The organism is Capnocytophaga leadbetteri (genome assembly GCF_003054025.1).
Taxonomy (GTDB): Bacteria; Bacteroidota; Bacteroidia; order Flavobacteriales; family Flavobacteriaceae; genus Capnocytophaga; species Capnocytophaga leadbetteri.
In genome coordinates this window covers 101,433-118,286 of sequence record NZ_QBKG01000002.1, presented here as the reverse complement: position 1 = coordinate 118,286, position 16,854 = coordinate 101,433, and the positions used below count along the sequence as shown (strand labels likewise).

The 16,854-nt window shown below is 38.6% G+C and carries 15 protein-coding genes; all 15 read left to right on the top strand.

Features of this window, described 5'->3' with window-relative positions; all coding sequences use genetic code 11:
* Positions 1–92: 92 nt before the first annotated feature.
* The 15 genes from C8P65_RS03390 (at position 93) to dld (ending at position 16,696) form a co-directional block, all read left to right on the top strand.
* Entirely contained in the window at positions 93–1,082 is a 990-nt protein-coding gene (locus C8P65_RS03390; RefSeq protein ID WP_211305874.1) for a hypothetical protein, read from the top strand.
* Between the two features lie 285 nt (positions 1,083–1,367).
* Positions 1,368–2,384 (top strand): hypothetical protein, encoded by a 1,017-nt coding sequence (locus C8P65_RS03385; protein ID WP_107781320.1) that lies wholly within the window; start codon positions 1,368–1,370, stop codon positions 2,382–2,384.
* Between the two features lie 163 nt (positions 2,385–2,547).
* Positions 2,548–2,958: a hypothetical protein gene (locus tag C8P65_RS03380; protein WP_107781318.1), complete on the top strand. Its 411-nt coding sequence runs from the start codon at positions 2,548–2,550 to the stop codon at positions 2,956–2,958.
* Positions 2,959–3,127: 169 nt separating this feature from the next.
* Complete coding sequence (locus tag C8P65_RS03375; protein ID WP_107781316.1) at positions 3,128–4,084, top strand: hypothetical protein; 957 nt, start codon at positions 3,128–3,130, stop codon at positions 4,082–4,084.
* 154 nt (positions 4,085–4,238) lie between these two features.
* The gene (locus C8P65_RS03370; protein WP_425430557.1) at positions 4,239–4,604 is read left to right on the top strand and encodes a hypothetical protein; all 366 of its coding nucleotides are present in this window, start codon (positions 4,239–4,241) and stop codon (positions 4,602–4,604) included.
* A 38-nt stretch (positions 4,605–4,642) separates the two neighbouring features.
* On the top strand, positions 4,643–6,964 hold the full coding sequence (locus C8P65_RS03365; RefSeq protein ID WP_107781314.1) for a TonB-dependent receptor: 2,322 nt from the start codon (positions 4,643–4,645) through the stop codon (positions 6,962–6,964).
* A 15-nt stretch (positions 6,965–6,979) separates the two neighbouring features.
* Entirely contained in the window at positions 6,980–7,720 is a 741-nt protein-coding gene (locus C8P65_RS03360; protein ID WP_107781312.1) for a hypothetical protein, read from the top strand.
* Between the two features lie 22 nt (positions 7,721–7,742).
* A complete protein-coding gene (locus C8P65_RS03355; RefSeq protein WP_107781310.1) occupies positions 7,743–8,675 on the top strand; it encodes a hypothetical protein in 933 nt (310 codons plus the stop codon).
* Positions 8,676–8,831: 156 nt separating this feature from the next.
* Positions 8,832–10,457: an L-glutamate gamma-semialdehyde dehydrogenase gene (gene pruA / locus C8P65_RS03350; RefSeq protein WP_107781308.1), complete on the top strand. Its 1,626-nt coding sequence runs from the start codon at positions 8,832–8,834 to the stop codon at positions 10,455–10,457.
* A gap of 216 nt (positions 10,458–10,673) precedes the next feature.
* Positions 10,674–12,344: a putative transporter gene (locus C8P65_RS03345; RefSeq protein ID WP_107781306.1), complete on the top strand. Its 1,671-nt coding sequence runs from the start codon at positions 10,674–10,676 to the stop codon at positions 12,342–12,344.
* A 48-nt stretch (positions 12,345–12,392) separates the two neighbouring features.
* Positions 12,393–12,698, top strand: a complete 306-nt coding sequence (locus tag C8P65_RS03340; RefSeq protein WP_034540558.1) for a YbaB/EbfC family nucleoid-associated protein — start codon at positions 12,393–12,395, stop codon at positions 12,696–12,698.
* A 12-nt stretch (positions 12,699–12,710) separates the two neighbouring features.
* Positions 12,711–13,481 (top strand): ParA family protein, encoded by a 771-nt coding sequence (locus C8P65_RS03335; protein WP_009391241.1) that lies wholly within the window; start codon positions 12,711–12,713, stop codon positions 13,479–13,481.
* Positions 13,481–14,413: a ParB/RepB/Spo0J family partition protein gene (locus C8P65_RS03330; protein WP_107781304.1), complete on the top strand. Its 933-nt coding sequence runs from the start codon at positions 13,481–13,483 to the stop codon at positions 14,411–14,413. The genes C8P65_RS03335 and C8P65_RS03330 overlap by 1 nt, the downstream gene beginning before the upstream one ends.
* Positions 14,406–15,008: a DUF5683 domain-containing protein gene (locus C8P65_RS03325; protein ID WP_095913131.1), complete on the top strand. Its 603-nt coding sequence runs from the start codon at positions 14,406–14,408 to the stop codon at positions 15,006–15,008. Before C8P65_RS03330 ends, C8P65_RS03325 begins: the two co-directional genes overlap by 8 nt.
* On the top strand, positions 15,005–16,696 hold the full coding sequence (dld, locus tag C8P65_RS03320; RefSeq protein ID WP_107781302.1) for a D-lactate dehydrogenase: 1,692 nt from the start codon (positions 15,005–15,007) through the stop codon (positions 16,694–16,696). The genes C8P65_RS03325 and dld overlap by 4 nt, the downstream gene beginning before the upstream one ends.
* Positions 16,697–16,854: the final 158 nt, after the last annotated feature.

Genomic DNA, 16,854 nt, shown 5'->3' with positions numbered 1-16,854 from the left:
GATGTTATTAATAACAATAATAAAAATAGATTTCTTTTAGAAAAACTAAATGAAGATGATTTCTTTAAGAAAATTTTCCAAATAGCAGAATAATGTATAAAAAGAAAAATAAAATAGAGGCTACATACTTTATTTGTAAGGAAAATAAAATATTTGTCTTACAAAGTGATAGAAGTTTTCTCTATATATATGACCTATCCTCTATGCTTTTATTAAAAATAATAAACGTCAATTATGGTGGAGGTTTATATGATTTAGGGGATGTAATTATAGATGAACATTGTAGAGGTGTTTCTATTAAGGATTTAACCTTAATAGATTTCTTTCCTAACGAAAAATATTATTATTCAGTTTCTAATAAGGAGTCAATGATAGTAAGATTTTTTGTGGAAGAATTTAACGTAATTTTTTTCTTAGCAAGAATAACAAAAAATATTGTTTTAATAGATAAACAATTAAATCTGTTAGGACAGATACGTTTTTTCACGGATTCCTTTTTGGTTACAAATTCTAATATATATATTTATGTATATAAAAAAAATGACTATTCTTTACTAAGGCAACAAAATATTCAAGATTTTTTTCCTGAGGAAGAAATAGAGATATATTCTGTGCATCCTTATAAAAATACCTTTATAGTAATTGCTAAAATGGGCATTGTTTGTCTTTCTCAAAAGGATGGTTCTCTTATTTGGAAGTGTGATCATTATGCACGGACTATGGAAATTGTAGGACATTATGGTTATGTGTGTACCAGCTTGTCTTTTTATCGTGTTGATTTAGATACGGGAGAGTTCTATAATTATAATAGAAAATATTCTCGTTTGCCTGATTTTGAGTATAATGGAGAGAATCATTGGCCTTCAGGTCATAAAGTAGTATACCATAATGGCTTGTTGTGGTATGATGTCTACACTTCAAAGCACCCTTTTATAATAGCCATAGATCCTGAAACAGCAACATATCAATGGATTTATGAAATCAAAGATACTTATGAAGATATAGAAGAAATACGATTTTATGACAATAAAATGTTTGTTACCGATACAGGCTATAACCTTTTTATCTACGAAGAGGAATAGGGTAACTATTGAATGCTTTTATAGAAAACAATAACAGGCTATGAAGTATCAGAATATGATATTCTGAAAATGGAATAAAAATCTAGGTGATACCCAATGGATATTTGCAAAAACAGCTGACGGAAAACCTATTGAAGAGTTAGAGAAATTGTTTGAAGAACCCAGTGGCTTTACAAGAAAAATATCAAAATGGTTGAAAGTAGATGATATTTCTTCAGAAGCCTTTTTGCAATGGTTGGATAACCCAGAAAATTTTAAAAAAATATTTGAAATTGTGAATTAGTTATGTATAGACAAATTGAAAAATGGGAAAATATATTTAGCTATTTTTATATAGACGGAAAAATATATGTTAAAACAGAAGAAAATTGTATATTAAAAGAATTATCTTTAACAGGAGAAGTTCTCTGGGAATCAGAAGAGACAGAGATTAGGTACAATTATGTAAACAACGATGTGATTATCTTCAACTTAGAAAGTTTAGAAGATAAATATACATATGATAGAACATTTATATATGATAGAAGAAAAAAAACTTTGATTTTCAAAGGGGAGATAAAATTAATTTTGTATAAGGAAGAATGTTTTGATGGGAATATATTATATAGTAGTACAAATGAAAATATTATTATATTTGATATATTGAAAGGGGAAATTCTAAAGAAAATAGATAAACCAATTATAGGAGTAACACTCTTAGTGACAGAAAAATATGTTATTAAGGGATATGATCCATATATTTATATATATGTAAAAAGTGACTATTCTTTACTAAGGCAACAGAATATACAAGACTTTTTTTCTAAGGAAGAAGAAATAGAGATATATTCTGTGCATCCTTATAAAAATACCTTTATAGTGATTGCTAAAAGGGGCATTGTTTGTATTTCTCAAAAGGATGGTTCTCTTATTTGGAAAAGTGATTACTATGCACGGACTATGGAGATCGTAGGAAACTTAGGCTATGTCTGTACAGGGCTCTCTTTATATTGGGTGAATTTAGATAATGGAGAAAAGTATGGTTATGGAAGAAAATACGATCGCCTACCTGATTTTGAATATAATGGAGAAACATACTGGCCTGCTGGTCATAGGGTAGTATATCATAAAGGATTATTATGGTATGAAGTCTTTATATCTGGATACGCTTTTATCCTTGCCATTGACCCCGAAACAGGCGAATATAAGTGGATTCACAAGGTAGAAACCTATGAAAGAGTTATGGATATAAAGTTCTATGATGATAAAATGTTTCTTCTGGACTCCGGAAATACGTTGTTTATCTATGAGGAAAAGAATTAGCTCTAAACGCCTCTATTATTGAAGTACATCAGATAATACCTTGTGAGACAGGAGGACAACATATCAGGGAAAATGAAGGAAATTTCTATATTTTTAGAGATTCCTATAAATAATACATATGGGGGGGTACTTATAATAGTGAAACACATAATGACTATAAAGGATGAAATACCAAATAAAATTAAGCATTTTTATTAGTTTTCTACTTATAAATTGTAGTGTTAAAGAAACTGAGTTTGAAATTATCTGTACAAAAAAAGTAAGTAAAGAGTATTCTTATAATTCTATAGGTTTTATAGAAAATAGCTACGGAAAGTTAAATATAAAAACCATTTCTCACTACGATAAGGAAGGAAAGTTAAAAGAAGTTTTTTGGAATAGATCTAATGGTTTTTTGAAATATACATTGTCAGAACTAAAAAATGATGTAGCCTTATTAAATAGCTTTGATATTGATACTATATATTCCGATAAAAAATATGTCAGTTATATAAAAGAGAAAAAGAATGATACTATATTTTATTTATCTAATGATGAAGTAATTATAGAGATAAAGAAGAAAGGATTAGATTAGTAAACTGTTAAATAACAATGTCTATTTTAGTTTTAATAGATAGGCTATCGTATAAATATCATCGATAATACAAAAAATTGATGTAATTTTGTCTTTGCAAAGCATTGGAGTTGTTTTTATTTTTTTAACTTTTCAACTAGCAAGTTGAATTATTTAAATCTTAAGCATAATGAAAAAAGCAGTATTAACACTATTTTTATTACTCAGCTTACAAAGCTGTTCACAAAAAACTATGATAACACAAAATCCAAACATCACTGCCAACAATCTTGTAGAAGAGATTGCAAAACAAGTTAGTCATTATAATTATGAACCTATCTACCAAGTAGATTTTGAGTTTGGTCATTGTTACATTGAATTGTATATAAATGATATCTTAGCCTATAAAAACTATGGAGAAGGAGGGTCTAGTAGTTTTACAATAAATCCATATCTTTTGAATTTTTCAAATCAAACGATAAAACTAAGGATGTATGCTACAGAAGAATTTGGAGAATTTTTGAACAATTCAGCTGTTAAATTAGGAATAGGTAGCTATGACAACCAAAATGAATTCGCAATAGAAAAACAACAAAGTAATTTATTCATATATCAGACTCCAGAGGATGAGAACGGTTTTTTCAAATATGCTGGTAAAGAATATTTTGAGCAAACAGTAACCTTTACGCTCCCCGAAGTGCCTTATAAAATAGAAGGTTGGAAAGATAGTCAAGATTTGAGAAATTTTGACAAGAAGCTCTTGGAACAAAAAGTGTTACAAGCTTATCAAATGATTCAAAAATCATTTAAAGAGCGAGATTTAGATGGAATTGCTCAGTTTTCATTTAATAAAATGAAAGACCAAGCCATTGCCCAATATTTTGATGAAGAAGAAGTGCAAGAGGGGTGGGAGGAACTTATTTCTATTGCAGGAGCAGACAATTTAGAGTTCTATCCATTGGAAAATTATGAGTTAGTTTTTTATGGAGAGGGTAGATTAGTAGGCTTAAAAAGCAAAAAGAAAGATGGTTTTCAAGGAGCTTCTGCATTATTGTGTAAGTTTAAAAGAGAAGGAAAATGGGTAGAGGCTAAATTAGATTATCTTTTACATATCCCAAAAGGTAAAACTGAATTTGAAATTTATTAAATAATTCAACTTGCTAGTTATTTAAAATAATCAATAACTAGCAAGTTGAATTATATAGATTTTGATGATTAACCTAAACTTACAGAAAAAAAAGATACTCAAAATTTAATATATAATGCTTAATTAAAAATTATTTTTTACCTTTGCCGTTGGAATGATACAAAAGAAATCTGTACATATACGCTTAATTGCCTCTTTGCTGCTGCTATGTATGCTAAAAGTGGCTTTCCCTGTGGGTGAGTTTTTTCATAACCACCACACAAATAAGGAGTTATGCGCTATTGCTACAGGTAGTGAATGTAAGCACGAAGCACACTTTTCGGCTATAGATACTCACCACGATTGTATCTTTCTACAACTTCACCAGTTCTTTGCTCCTTCTTTCTTTACTTATCATTTATGGGAGCAGAACGTTTCAACTATTTTCTTCTTTATTGAAAAAGACATTCCGCAAACTGTCTTTACTATCTTTTCAAGAGGACCGCCTGTTAATTTGTCAATGAGTCAATTTGCCAATTAGCAAATTGAGAAATCAATTAATTTTCAAATTAAATTCTTATGCAAAAGATATTATCTCTTCTGCTACTGTTGTGTGCGTTTTCGGCTTTTGGACAAGGACGCTTACAACTGCAAGTAGAAGATACTCAACAATTGCCGTTGGCAGGAGCGGTGGTGCACTTTATGGGCAAACACTATCTAACGGACTCTGACGGCAAGGTAGCTATTGAGAAAACTCCTAAAGGGTCTTATCCTATCAAAATTACTTATCTCGGTTATCACGATTACGAAGCAACGCTTACGCTGCCTATCGCTCAACCTTACAAGGTAGTAATGAAAGAGACTGTTAATCAGTTAGATGCGGTAACAGTGGTAGGACATAATACTTCTGTGATAGAATGTAGGTTGCCTTATAGGGTTCAGGTTATTAAGCAAGATGGTTTTCTAAAGCATTCGGGAGACGAACTGTCTAAAATACTTACCCAAGTAGCAGGTGTTTCGATGATACAAACGGGGGGTACTATAGCCAAGCCTGTGATTCATGGTTTGCACGGCAATCGTATTTTGATACTCAACAACGAGGTACGCCAAGAGGGACAACAATGGGGGGCTGACCACGCTCCTGAAATAGACCCTATGGTGGCTGACCAGATAAGCGTAGTGAAAGGAGCTGAGGCTGTGCGCTATGGTTCGGATGCACTGGGTGGGGTAATACTCATCAGCCCAAACAAACTGCCTTACGGCGATGGACTGCACGGTAAGTTATTGCCCTCATTTGCTTCAAACGGTAGAAAGACTGCCCTAACGGCAAGCGTAGAGGGGTCTGTACCTAAGCTGCATTCGTGGGCATGGCGGGTGCAAGGTACCCTAAAACGTTCGGGCGACCTCAGTACCGCTAACTATCTGCTGAACAACACCGCAGCCCGTGAGGCGAACTTTTCGGTAGCGACAGGCGTACAGAAAAACAAAGGTACTGCTGAAGTGTTTTACAGCCGTTATGAGAATGAGAGCAGTGTATTCTACGGGTCGCATATAGGGAATTTAGACGACCTATTAGGCAGGTTTGAAATCGGTAGACCGCTGACTACCTATCCGTTTTCGTACTCTATCAATGCTCCTAAGCAAAAGGTAGTACATCACCTGCTGAAAGCCAAAGCGTTTTACCTTTTGCCTTTAGGCAGTAAACTGACGGCACAATACGCTTTTCAGAAAGATATACGCCAAGAGTTTAGTTTGCGTAGGATGGATAGGACGCGCATCCCAGCCCTGAATATGGAGCTCACCACTCACACCCTTGATGTAGATTGGGAACACTCTTACCGCTACCGTTGGGGAACGATGATAGGGGGTAGCTTTAGCAAGCAGGACAACTACAACCAACCCGGTACGGGGGTAGTGCCTGTAATCCCTAACTTTGCTTCGCTTAGTTACGGCATTTTTGGGATACAACGTTACTCTTATATGAAATGGCAAGCCCAAGCAGGGCTTAGGTATGACTACAAATACCTAAACGCTGATGGCTACGATATGTACTCGCAACGCTACGGAGGAGAACACCAGTTTCACAACCTGACCTACAGTATAGGAGCCTCGCACCACCTCTCTAGTTGGATAGACGTAGGCAGCTATATAGGTTTGGCGTGGCGTGCCCCTCACGTAAACGAGCTGTACAGCAGTGGCTTGCACCACGGAGCAGGTACCTATGATTTAGGCGATGAGACGCTGCAATCGGAAACAGGGCTTAAGTGGCTCACCAGCTTTACTTTTAACAACCGCAAGATACGTGTAAATGTAGATATGTACCTACAATGGATACAAAATTATATTTACGACTACCCTACAGGTGAAACGCGTACCTTGTTTTCGGGGGTGTACCCTATCTTTCAGTACGCCCAAGCTGATGCTTTCTTTAGAGGCGTAGACCTTGATGCAAAACTACCTTTGCTGAAGTGGCATAGCCTAAGCGACCAAGAGCTGAACTATGAACTGAAGGGCTCTGTAGTTTTTGCTAATGAAATGCAGACTAAGCGATACTTCCCTTTTATACCTGCTCCGCGCATAAATCAGCAGTTAAAATGGAACGTAGAGCGCAATAGAGGGTTGGTAAGAAATTTTGCTGTGGGTATAGGACACACCTTTGTAGCCCAACAAACCCGCTTTGAACCTGCCCAAGAGTTAGTGCCTACTACCCCTGATGCTTATCACCTTTTTGAGGCTAACATAGGAACAACGCTGAAGATAGGAGGACAACAAACTTTAGGGATAAGGCTTTCTGCCGAAAACCTTTTGAACACAGAATACAAGGAATACACCAATCGGTTTAGGTATTACGCCCACGATTTGGGTAGGAATGTATTCGTGAGATTGATTTATAATTTTTAAAAGACATCAAAAAAAATGAAAAAAATATCATATTATTTAAAAGCTATCAGTATGATAATTTTAGTGTGTTTTGCCGTAAGTGGCTGTAGTAAGGACGATAGTAAACCAAAACCACCTACTGACGAGACTAAAGACAGAGGACACGATATGCCCGACAAGGTACAGTTTATCATCACCGATAAAGGCACTAAGGCAGTACAAGAGCGTGCCGCTAACAAGTCGCCTAAGGGAATAGTGTACGACATCAATAGCCCTATACAATGGCAAGTAGGGCACGAGTACCTGTTCGAGATAGTGTATTACAACAACGGAGTGCGTATGAACCACGAGTTTGTAACTGCTGAAATGGCACCTATTCACCAACACTTCTTTCAGTTATTTCAAGGAAATTACCCTGAAAATAAAGAAGGAAGAGATGCGATGGTAACCGCTATGAACAAGGTAGTAAGTTATGAATATCAGGACACTGACCCTGAGAATAGCACTTACGGCACACAAGGGGTAAAATTGCGCCTGCGCACTTGGGACAAAAAGCACCCAGAACTACGCGACCCTGTGGGACTGAAAGGTATTTTCCACATTAAAGACGAAGCGACTGCCGGCAATTATACCTTGCGAATTAAGTTAGCACACTTTCTCACTGCTAACAAGCTCAACCCACAAAACCAAGAAGAGCGCCCTTATAATGTAGTGGAATACTCTAATGCGTTTCAATTAGATTCGGATATGACACTACCCATAGAAATTAAACAATAACCTTTTTAACATTAAAAAAACGATGAAAAATATATATCAATTTTTAAAATACACTTTTCTTTTAGTAGTGATGGCTACTGCTTTTAGCGCTTGTAGCAAAGATGATAATAAAGTAACCCCTCTTACTACTCAAACTTCTACTACTACCGTTACCACAACTTCTACCACCACAGTTACTACTGAAGAGTTTATGGCTAAGTGGAGCCAACTTGAAGTGCGATTTACCAAAGGGCATTCTCACGGCTATTTCCACGGTAACCCCGACTATCCCGTGAAATACCTCAAAACAGTACAACATTTCTATTTTGAGAACAAAAATGGCGTTATTACCCCCGCAAGCAACAATTCTACCGCTATCCGTTGGGAAGGAAGTAATGATGAAGCTGGAGTATCACTATCTGGAATAGAACTTATCTTCTATGATAAAGAGGGCAAACGTATAAACTCACTCTTGACTACTGGTCAGGCTCCTAATCACTATCAATTCTTCTTTATCGCCGATAATTTCACAGCAGTAGCTAGTAATACTACAGTGCCTACCCAAGCTGAAGCCTTGCGATACAAATACCGCGATACCAATCCTGAAGAGTTGTATATCAAAGGAGGGGCAGGTATAGACAATAACCCCAATGCCCCCAAAGGTGTGCTCCGTAAAGAGCAAATAGGCTTAAAAGGCTTTTTTGAAATCAAAAGAGCTTATGTAAATTTCGATTTGCAAATTGTGTTAGGCTATTTCGCTACCAAACCCGCTGGATTAACTTATAGTACCCTTCCGGCTAATAAAGTTATGGAAGTGAAAATCCCTATTCATATCTATACAGATATCATAGCAGAAGATGAACAAATAGAAGATGCAATGCGCGAATTTGGCGCGACCAAAGCTGAAATCGAAAAAGACCGAAACGATATTCTCTCATCAACCCTCAATCCTGAAAGTAGTGGTACCTTTTTGTAAAGAGGAGAGACAAAATACAAAGAACAAAAGAAGAACTTTGCCAGAGGTTATGCCTTTGGCAAAGTTTTTTCTTTTTAAATTTTGGTGGTTCAAATAATTGTTGTATCTTAGCCGAAAATTTTTAATACATCAACAAACTTAAAACACAAAATAACAATGGGAAAAGGATTTTTTAGAGTACCTAAGGCTGTAAATGAGCCTGTAAAGAGTTATGCACCAGGTAGCCCTGAGCGCGAAGCGGTGCTAAAAGCCTACAAAGAATTATGGAACACCCGTGTAGATGCTCCGCTATACATTGGCAGTGAGGAAGTACGCACTGGCAACACGAGCGAGATACACCCTCCACACGACCACAAGCACTGCCTGGGCGTTTACCACAACGCTAGCAAAGCAGAGGTAGAAAAAGCGATAGCTGTAGCCCTTGAAGCACGTAAGAAATGGGCTGCTCTTGCGTGGGAAGAACGCGCCGCTATCTTCTTGAAAGCTGCTGACCTTATCGCAGGACCTTATCGCGCTAAAATGAACGCTGCCACAATGATTGCACAATCTAAAACTGTACACCAAGCTGAAATAGATTCTGCTTGCGAGTTGATAGACTTCTTGCGTTTCAACGTGGAATTTATGGCTAATATCTACAACGATCAGCCTAACTCGTCAGAAGGGGTATGGAACCGCGTAGAATATCGCCCATTAGAGGGATTTGTATATGCCGTTACTCCATTTAACTTCACCGCTATCTCGGGCAACCTACCTGCAAGTGCTGCCCTAATGGGTAACGTAGTAATTTGGAAACCAAGTGCTTCGCAAGTATTTTCGGCTAATATGATAGTAGAAGTATTTAAGAAAGCAGGTTTGCCAGATGGGGTTATTAATGTACTGCACGGTGATGCAGCGATGATTACTGATGCGCTACTGGCTAGTCCGCATTTTGCTGGTATCCACTTTACAGGTTCTACCAATGTTTTCCAAGATATTTGGAAGAAAATAGGCAACAACATTCATAACTACAGAACTTATCCTAAGATAGTAGGTGAAACAGGCGGTAAAGACTTTATCCTTGCCCACCCAAGTGCTTGTGCAAAGCAAGTAGCTACGGCTATCACTCGTGGCGCATTTGAGTACCAAGGGCAAAAATGTAGTGCTGCCTCTCGTGTATACTTACCTAAATCGAAGGCTGAGGAAACATTGGAATTGGTAAAAAAAGACGTATTGTCTTTCAAAATGGGTTCTCCTGAAAACTTAGAGAACTTTATCACGGCTGTTATTCACGAAAATTCTTTTGACAAATTGGCTAAATACATAGACCAAGCCAAGAAAGATAAAGATGCAGAAATATTCGTAGGCGGTAGTTACGACAAGAGCAAAGGGTACTTTATAGAACCTACCGTAATTGTTACCTCTAATCCGCATTACACCACTATGGAAACTGAGCTTTTTGGGCCTGTGGTAACCGTGTATATATACGAAGATGCTAAGTGGGAAGAAACGCTAAAATTAGTAGATGAAACCTCGGCTTACGCCCTTACAGGAGCGGTATTTGCTACTTGCCGTTACGCGATAGACGAAGCGGTGAAAGCCCTTGAAAATGCGGCAGGTAACTTCTACGTAAACGACAAACCTACAGGAGCTGTAGTAGGACAACAACCTTTTGGTGGCGCACGTGCCTCAGGTACTAACGACAAGGCAGGTTCGGCACAGAACTTATTGCGCTGGGTATCGCCTCGCCTTATCAAAGAAACTTTTGTACCACCAGTAGATTATCGTTATCCGTTCTTGGGGTAATAAAGGAATAGTAAAGCTGTCCAAAAAGTTTTTTTCACCTTAAAACATTAATACAAATTAGATTTTCATAACTCTATGATTATTAACATCCCCCCTCCCCCTTCGAAGGGGGAGATGTGATGGTCAGCATACACGAAAAACTTTTTGGACAGTCTATTTTCAAAGTAAAAAATTAGCAAAATAGAATAACAAAATCAATCAAATTAAACATTAAAAATGGAATGGCTTTGGAACTTGATGGCCGACCACGAGAGTGTGGCTTACACTGTGATAGTGTATAGTGTGGTCATCGCGATAGGAGTTGCCTTAGGAAAGGTTAAATTTTTCGGCATCTCATTTGGTATTGCTTGGGTACTTTTCGCGGGCATTGCTATGGCTGAAATGGGTTTTACGGTAAACACTCACATTCAGCACTTTATTAAAGAATTTGGGCTTATACTCTTTGTCTATACCATTGGGCTACAGGTAGGGCCAGGATTCTTTTCCGCCTTTAAGAAAGAAGGCATTAAGCTCAATCTGTTGGCAGTAATATCAATAGCCACCTGTGTGGCTACGGTAATTGCCATTCACTACCTTACGAATACCGATATGAGTACCTTAGTAGGGATAATGTCGGGAGCCGTAACTAATACGCCTGGTTTGGGAGCTGCCAATGCTGCGTTGGCTGAGAGGTTTGGCGAAGATGCCCCCTCGCTTACTACTATGTATGCAGTAGCTTATCCGTTTGGGGTATTTGGTATTATCATTGTGATGTTGGGCTTAAGAGGTATTTTCAAAGTAAATATTGAAGCTGAAAAACGATTAAACTCACTACGGCATTCTAAAGACCAAGTAATTATCAATCGTTTTGCTATCAAAGTATCCAATCCATCTCTATTTGGCAAAAAACTAAGCGTTATTAAGAAGACGCTCGATTTTGATTTTACCATTTCGCGTATGTGCCGAAAAGGTGAAATACTCTTAGCTGATGCTGACACCCTAATAGAAGAAGGCGATGTGGTATTAGTAGTAGCTAACCAGAGAGAGAATGAAAAGTTCTTCACGCTAATGGGCGATAGTGTAGCTATGACTGATTATTTTCCTGATGAAAAAGATATGCGCTACACCTCGCGCCGTATCAACGTAACACAACGTGCTATTTTCACTAAAACTTTAGGAGAATTGGATGTGCGCAGACGCTTTGGGGTGACTATAACCCGCGTATTTCGTGCGGGAGTGGAGTTCGTACCTTCAGCCCACACTAAGTTGCAATTTGGTGATACTATCACCGTAATAGGCGATGAAACCCACATACAATTAGTAAGTAAAGAATTTGGCAACTCTAAACGCCGCCTACAGACCCCACATATAGCAGAGCTCTTTATGGGTATTACTCTTGGGGTGTTATTGGGCTCTATCCCCTTCTCAATACCAGGTATACCAGGTGCTGTACGCTTAGGTTTGGCGGGAGGGCCTCTTATTGTTGCTATACTTATCAGTAGATATGGTGGAAAATTCTCAGTGACCCATTACGTATCGCAAAGTGCCAACCTAATGGTGCGCGAAATAGGTATTGTGTTATTCCTTGCTAGTGTAGGTTTAGATGCTAAAGCTAAATTTATAGAAACTTTATTGCACGGCGATGGACTTTACTGGATGGGCTTGGGAGTACTTATCACTCTAATACCATTATTAGTAACTTCGCTTATTGCGCGTATAAAAGGCAAATTAGACTATTTGGAAATCTGTGGATTGCTTTCAGGAGCTTCTACTGACCCCCCAGCATTGGCTTTTGCTAATGATATGTCGAACTCTGAAATACCAGCCCTTACCTACGCAAGCGTATACCCTCTTACTACTTTCTTACGAATAATGGTAGCACAATTATTGATTGTATTTTTTGTGTGATGTTAGAAAAAATGCTTACTTTTGCACCCTCAAAAAAAACAGAATACTATGTTTGGAAATATGATGGATATGATGGGTAAGCTCCAAGAGATTAAACAAAAAACTGACGAAGCTAAAGAGCAACTCAGCAATGTACTCTTGGAAGAATCTACCGCTGATGGGAGCGTAAAAGTAACCATCACTGCTAACAGAGAAATTAAATCAATTAGCATAAGCGATACGCTTTTGGAAGACAAAGAAGCCTTAGAAGACTTTTTGATACTTACACTAAACAAGGCTATAGCCAAAGCTACAGAAAAGAACGAAGCCACACTGGCTGCTGTAGCCAAACAAGGGCTTCCGTTTAACTTTTAAAACACAAAACAAATGGGTAAAATAATTGCTATTGCAAACCAAAAAGGAGGGGTAGGAAAAACTACTACCTCAGTAAACTTAGCAGCCTCATTGGGGGTGTTAGAGAAAAAAGTATTGCTTATTGACGCTGACCCTCAGGCGAATGCTACTTCGGGTTTAGGCATCAATGTAGATTCGATAGAACACGGCACCTATGAACTACTTGAGCATACTATGGACGCTAAAGATATGATTATACATACTAGCTCTCCTAACCTTGATTTGATAGCTGCCCACATCAACTTGGTAGCCATTGAAATAGAGTTAGTAGACAAACAAGAGCGCGAGTATATGCTTAAAAAAGCCTTAGCGCCCATACGCGACCAATATGACTATATACTAATAGACTGCGCTCCGTCATTAGGGCTCATCACCCTAAATGCACTAACAGCTGCTAACTCGGTAATCGTGCCTATACAGTGCGAATACTTTGCTTTGGAAGGATTGGGCAAGCTGTTGAACACTATCAAAAGTGTACAAAAGTCGTTTAACCCTAATTTAGACATCGAAGGGCTATTACTGACTATGTATGATGCACGCTTGCGCCTATCAAACCAAGTGGTAGAAGAAGTGCAAAAACACTTTAGCAATATGGTGTTTAAAACCATTATACAACGCAATGTGCGCCTAAGTGAAGCCCCCAGCTTTGGTGAGACTATCATCAACTATGATGCTACTAGCAAAGGGGCAACTAACCACATCAACTTAGCTCAAGAAATCATAGATAAAAACAAGACAGCCTAATGACGAAACCTGCTAAAAAACAATCCTTAGGAAGAGGAATATCTGCTATCTTCGGCAACAGTCCTGAAGCTACGATTAGCTCTATCAACGACAAGAATGCCGATAAGATAGTAGGAAATATTATAGAATTAGAGCTCGACCTGATTGAGACAAACCCTTTCCAACCACGTACCTCTTTCAACGAAGAAGAGTTGCAAGGGCTCGCTTCGTCTATAGAGGAATTAGGGGTAGTACAGCCTATCACCGTTCGCAAATTAGAAGAAGGGAACAAATATCAACTTATTTCGGGTGAACGCCGTTTTCGCGCCTCTAAATTGGCAGGACTTAAAACAATACCCGCCTACATCAGAATAGCCGATGACAACGACTCGCTGACAATGGCATTGGTAGAGAATATACAGCGTCAGGATTTAGACCCTATAGAGATAGCCCTTTCGTACCAACAGCTAATAGAGCAAGTAAACCTAACCCAAGACCAAATGAGTAAGCGCGTAGGGAAAAAACGCTCTACCATCACCAACTATTTGCGGCTACTGAAGTTAGCACCTATTGTGCAAACAGGTATACGCGATGGTTTTATAAGTATGGGGCACGGACGCGCTATCATACCAATAGAAAACCCTGAACAACAGGCTGAAGTATATGAACGCATCATAGCAGATAATCTTTCGGTACGCGATACCGAAGAATTAGTACGCCGCATTCAAAACCCTGAAACTACTGAAGTAGCTAGTGTAAGTCTGCCCAAAAACAGTAGCAAAACTGAAGTGCCTTCTTATATAAAGGAGCACATCAGTACTTTCAACCACTTCTTTGGTACAAAAGTTGCCGTAAAAATGAGTAAAGACGGAAAAGGTAGCCTAACGATACCTTTTAACTCTGAAGAAGATTTTAAGCGCATACAAAGATTATTAGACAAAAGAGATGAATAAAGTTATTTTGATAATGGTTCTCCTATTAGGAGGGCGTATGGCGTATGCACAAAAGGAGGAGGTTGCGACAATACCTTCAGACTCGATGCAGGTAGCCGTTATGCAAAACAACCTAAACAAAATAACGTGGAATACAGACCCTTTATCACCTGCCAAAGCTGCCTTTTACTCAGCTGTAATACCTGGGTTGGGGCAGATATACAACAAAAGCTATTGGAAAGTACCCTTAGTGTATGCTGCTATTGGCACACCTATCTATTTCTATATACGAAATTCTAAAGAGTACGACCGCTATTTAACTGCCTACAAACGACGACAGCAAGGGTATACTGATGACGAGTTTTACCTTGATGGACAACCGCTTCTGAGCACTGATGGGCTACGCCGCGGTATACAGTTTTACAGGCGTAACAAAGAACTTTCGATACTTATAGGGATAGGTATGTATGCCCTAAACGTGATAGAGGCAAACGTTGATGCCCACTTGAAACAATTTAACGTAGATGAACGGCTTTCTTTAGAGCCCTATATACAGACCGACTACCTCACTCAACCGCAATTTGGAGTAACACTCACCTATAAATCAAAAAAATGAATACACAAAACTTATTGAGTACCTTGCGCAACATAGTAGGCGCAAAGTACGTAATGACCGACCCTGCACAAACCGAAAGATTTCGTACTGGTTACCGCTTTGGGACGGGAAATGCCATAGCAGTAGTACGTCCGGCGACCTTGTGGGAACAGTGGCAAGTATTAGAAGCTTGTGTGGCTGCTGATGTAATCGTCATCTCGCAAGCTGCTAATACCGGCATCACAGGTGGGTCTAACCCTTTTGGGAATGACTACGACCGCGATGTAGTGATTATCAACACTATGCGCAATGACAATGTACAACTAATATTAAACGCTGAACAAGCCGTATGCTTGCCAGGTTCGACCCTAAACCACCTTGAAGCAGAACTTAAGCCTTACGGACGCGAACCACACTCGGTGATAGGTTCGTCTTGCATAGGAGCCTCAGTAATTGGAGGGGTATGCAACAACTCAGGAGGTTCGTTAGTACAACGAGGTCCTGCTTATACCGAAATGGCACTATTTGCCCAGCTAAACGCTGAAGGTAAGTTAGAGCTTATAAACCACTTGGGTATTGACTTAGGCGAAACCCCCAAAGAGATACTGACCAATCTGCAAGAAGGAAAATACCAGACTAAAGACATTAAGAATACTGGTAAAAAAGGACACGACCACCACTATTGCGACCACGTACGCCAGATAAATGCCGATACACCAGCACGTTTTAACGCTGACCCTGCTCGCCTATATGAAGCTTCAGGAAGCGCCGGTAGGTTAGCTATCTTTGCCGTACGTGTAGATACTTTCGCTGCTGAAAAAAATACAGCCGTATTCTATATAGGTACTAATGACACAGCTGTACTTACCAAGCTACGCCGAGATATGTTGGGTTCGTTTGAACAAATACCTATCTCAGGAGAGTATATACACCGCACCGCTTTTGATATAGCTGCTAAATATGGAAAAGATACTTTCTGGTATATCAAAAATGTAGGGACAGAATACTTACCGCGTCTTTTTGCTATGAAAGCGTGGGCTGACCGTGTAGCTAAAAAACTGCCTTTTATGCCTAACCACTTCAGCGAGAAGTTTTTGCAAGCAACTTCTAAACTGATGCCTAAACACTTGCCCCAAATACTATGGGACTACCGCAATCAGTACGAGCATCATCTTGTATTGAAAATGGGAGGTAAAGGAGTAGAAGAGGCTCGCGAATATCTAAAAAAAGAGTTTGCTGACAGTAGTAAAGGGGCTTATATAGAGTGTGATGCTAAATTAGCTCAAGCCGCTATGTTATTGCGCTTTGCAGTAGCTTCAGCCGCTATACGCTATCGCTCAGTACACGAAAAAGAGGTGGAAGATATTGTAGCTTTAGACATTGCTTTGCGTCGTAACGACGAGGATTGGTTTGAGAAACTACCGCCCGAAATTGACAACAAAATCTTGCACAAGTTATACTACGGACACTTTATGTGTCACGTATTTCACCAAGACTACGTAATAAAGAAAGGGTATAACTGCGAAGAGATAGAAGAAGAGATGCTCAAACTATTAGACAAGCGCGGCGCTCAATATCCTGCTGAACACAATGTAGGACACCTCTATCACGCTAACGATGACCTTAAGAACTTTTACAACAGTCTTGACCCTACCAATACCTTCAACCCAGGTATAGGTAAAACATCGAAGAAGAAAGATTGGAAATAAATATATTATCTTAAAACATTTTATCATACTATATTAGGCTGCTCATTTGTATTGAGCAGCCTTTTTTAACACTGATAACCAGACTATTAAACTGAATTAGACATTTTCAAACCTTTTTCAGACGATAGTGAACCCACTATTTACATCTCTTTTGTACC

Excerpts from the sequence above, each read along its gene's own strand:
- C8P65_RS03390 (WP_211305874.1), top strand. The coding sequence starts at position 93 with ATGTATAAAAAGAAAAATAAAATAGAGGCTACATACTTTATTTGTAAG.
- C8P65_RS03385 (WP_107781320.1), top strand. The coding sequence starts at position 1,368 with ATGTATAGACAAATTGAAAAATGGGAAAATATATTTAGCTATTTTTAT.
- C8P65_RS03380 (WP_107781318.1), top strand. The coding sequence starts at position 2,548 with ATGAAATACCAAATAAAATTAAGCATTTTTATTAGTTTTCTACTTATA.
- C8P65_RS03375 (WP_107781316.1), top strand. The coding sequence starts at position 3,128 with ATGAAAAAAGCAGTATTAACACTATTTTTATTACTCAGCTTACAAAGC.
- C8P65_RS03370 (WP_425430557.1), top strand. The coding sequence starts at position 4,239 with ATGATACAAAAGAAATCTGTACATATACGCTTAATTGCCTCTTTGCTG.
- C8P65_RS03365 (WP_107781314.1), top strand. The coding sequence starts at position 4,643 with ATGCAAAAGATATTATCTCTTCTGCTACTGTTGTGTGCGTTTTCGGCT.
- C8P65_RS03360 (WP_107781312.1), top strand. The coding sequence starts at position 6,980 with ATGAAAAAAATATCATATTATTTAAAAGCTATCAGTATGATAATTTTA.
- C8P65_RS03355 (WP_107781310.1), top strand. The coding sequence starts at position 7,743 with ATGAAAAATATATATCAATTTTTAAAATACACTTTTCTTTTAGTAGTG.
- pruA (WP_107781308.1), top strand. The coding sequence starts at position 8,832 with ATGGGAAAAGGATTTTTTAGAGTACCTAAGGCTGTAAATGAGCCTGTA.
- C8P65_RS03345 (WP_107781306.1), top strand. The coding sequence starts at position 10,674 with ATGGAATGGCTTTGGAACTTGATGGCCGACCACGAGAGTGTGGCTTAC.
- C8P65_RS03340 (WP_034540558.1), top strand. The coding sequence starts at position 12,393 with ATGTTTGGAAATATGATGGATATGATGGGTAAGCTCCAAGAGATTAAA.
- C8P65_RS03335 (WP_009391241.1), top strand. The coding sequence starts at position 12,711 with ATGGGTAAAATAATTGCTATTGCAAACCAAAAAGGAGGGGTAGGAAAA.
- C8P65_RS03330 (WP_107781304.1), top strand. The coding sequence starts at position 13,481 with ATGACGAAACCTGCTAAAAAACAATCCTTAGGAAGAGGAATATCTGCT.
- C8P65_RS03325 (WP_095913131.1), top strand. The coding sequence starts at position 14,406 with ATGAATAAAGTTATTTTGATAATGGTTCTCCTATTAGGAGGGCGTATG.
- dld (WP_107781302.1), top strand. The coding sequence starts at position 15,005 with ATGAATACACAAAACTTATTGAGTACCTTGCGCAACATAGTAGGCGCA.